This is a genomic window from Streptomyces sp. NPDC005574 (genome assembly GCF_040605435.1).
GTDB lineage: Bacteria > Actinomycetota > Actinomycetes > Streptomycetales > Streptomycetaceae > Streptomyces.
Genome location: NZ_JBEXCW010000265.1, coordinates 1 through 2,205 on the forward strand (window position 1 = coordinate 1; position 2,205 = coordinate 2,205).

A 2,205-nucleotide genomic window follows, 5' to 3' on the forward strand; every position below is an offset into this window, starting at 1 on the left:
TCGGCGAAGATACGGGCACGAGCGCGACTCCTGTGACGATCTTTTGGCGTAGAGACCTGAAAGATCATCAGAAGTCGCGCTCGTCCTGCAACTAGTGCTCTGACCGCATAGGTTCGCCGGGTCGGTGGTCGTGGCGGTTGGATGTGCGGTGACATCCGATCCGACCGCTGGAGGCACAGTGGCCGAGCCCGTCCGTGTGCGCAGACTGACCGACCAGGAGGGGCAGAAGCTGCAGCAGATCGTGCGCCGGGGCAGTACCAGCTCAGTTCGCTACCGGCGGGCGATGATGCTGCTGGCCTCGGCCGGCGGGAACCGAGTGCCGGTGATCGCCCAGCTGGTGCAGGCCGACGAGGACACCGTCCGGGATGTGATCCACGCATTCAATGAGAAGGGCCTGGCCTGCCTGGACCCTCGGTGGGCGGGAGGCCGTCCCCGCCAACTCAGCGATGACGACGAGAACTTCGTCATCGCGACGGCTACTACCCGCCCGGTCAAACTCGGCCAGCCGTTTACCCGCTGGTCGCTGCGCAAGCTGGTCGCCTACCTGCGCAAAGTTCACGGCCGGGTGATCCGCATCGGCCGTGAGGCGTTACGGTGCCTGCTCGTCCGCCGCGGCGTCACCTTCCAGCGCACCAAGACCTGGAAGGAGTCCCCGGACCCCGACCGGGAAACGAAGCTGGACCGTATCGAGCACGTCCTGGACCGCTTCCCGGACCGGGTGTTCGCCTTCGACGAGTTCGGCCCGCTCGGGATCCGGCCCACCGCGGGCTCGGGCTGGGCCGAACAACGGCGTCCCAACCGGCTGCCGGCCACCTACCACCGCACTCACGGAGTCCGGTATTTCCACGGCTGCTACTCAGTGGGTGACGACCGCCTGTGGGGCGTGAACCGGCACAAGAAGGGAGCCGTGAACACGCTGGCCGCGCTGAAATCGATCCGAACTGCCCGGCCCGACGGCGCCCCGATCTACGTGATCCTGGACAACCTGTCCGCCCACCAAGGCGCCGACATCCGCCGCTGGGCGAAGAAACACAAGGTCGAGCTATGTTTCACCCCGACCTACGCCTCCTGGGCGAACCCGATCGAAGCGCACTTCGGACCGCTGCGGCAGTTCACCATCGCCAACTCCCACCACCCCAACCACACCGTGCAGACCCGGTCCCTGCACGCTTACCTCCGCTGGCGCAACGCCAACGCCCGCCACCACGACGTCCTGGCCGCCGAACGCAAGGAACGTGCCCGCATCCGCAGCGAGAAAGGCATCCGCTGGGGCGGCCGACCCGCTCTCGCTGCATGATCAAACAACATGGCGAACGTTCCAGGTCGCAGCGTCACCTCTGCCGCGGATCTGTCTGGGCTACTTGAGCAGCCGGAAGGCGGGGTGCCCAACCCAGGCCCGCAGGAACTCCGCCGTTCCCAGCACCGTCCAGTCGTCGTCCGCGATCCCCAACATCCCCGGAAGGCCAGCGACGACCGACGCCTGTCCATCCAGCAGCTCGGCCTTGACCACGCCCCCGATGACGTCCATGACAGCAGCGGTCAGCAGGGCCGTGGTCACGTGGTCGATCTCGCGATTGCAGCAGGCGCTGACATTGACGGCATGGGTCGGCCTGAAGCCAAGGACGGCCTCCACCTCGGGCTCGTCCGCGTGCTCAGCCTCGAAGATGCTCTCATCGCCGACACCAGGCCCCATCAAGTAGACCAGGAAGGGCCGACGCCAGTCCTCGCGCTGCGGGTTGAATCCCACCAGGGCCGTGAGCTCCTCGTCCGCGCTGGTGTTGCCGAGGAGTGGAAGCGGGAACGGCTCTCGCCAGTCCTCCTCTCGCCTGTCCTCGACGCCCAGTCGCTCTGCGGGCACGTTGACGTCGAAGAACCCGGGCCGCTTCTCGGCGAAGTGGGAGGAGAGCCCCACCATCAACGCGCGGAACTCTTGCAGCGCAGCCGGAGAGAGCGGCTCCGCCAAATCGATCACCAACGTCGGACCAGACATGCCGGGAGCCTAGTTTGCTCGGCTCCTCGGGGTCCGAGCACCGACGCCGCCACCCCGGCGAACCTATGCGGTCAGAGCACTAGCCACATCAAAACGGGGCAGAACCACTCAAGGGACAACTGAGGTGACCCCCGGAGTGTGGACACAGGGGTTTCATGCCGTGAGGGAGAGTGTAACCGGGCTCTGATGCTGCTGTTCGAACTCCAGTGGCGAGA

At 66.3% G+C, this 2,205-nt stretch carries 2 protein-coding genes; one reads left to right on the plus strand and one right to left on the minus strand.

Features of this window, described 5'->3' with window-relative positions:
- Positions 1-178: 178 nt before the first annotated feature.
- Positions 179-1,297: an IS630 family transposase gene (locus ABZT03_RS43900; RefSeq protein WP_356049881.1), complete on the plus strand. Its 1,119-nt coding sequence runs from the start codon at positions 179-181 to the stop codon at positions 1,295-1,297.
- A 60-nt stretch (positions 1,298-1,357) separates the two neighbouring features.
- Here the strand turns inward: ABZT03_RS43900 and ABZT03_RS43905 are convergent, their stop codons facing one another.
- The gene (locus tag ABZT03_RS43905) at positions 1,358-1,990 is read right to left on the minus strand and encodes a DUF6368 family protein (protein ID WP_356049883.1); all 633 of its coding nucleotides are present in this window, start codon (positions 1,988-1,990) and stop codon (positions 1,358-1,360) included.
- Positions 1,991-2,205 lie beyond the last annotated feature (215 nt).

Coding starts and splice junctions, on each gene's coding strand:
- ABZT03_RS43905 (WP_356049883.1), bottom strand. CDS start 1,990: ATGTCTGGTCCGACGTTGGTGATCGATTTGGCGGAGCCGCTCTCTCCG.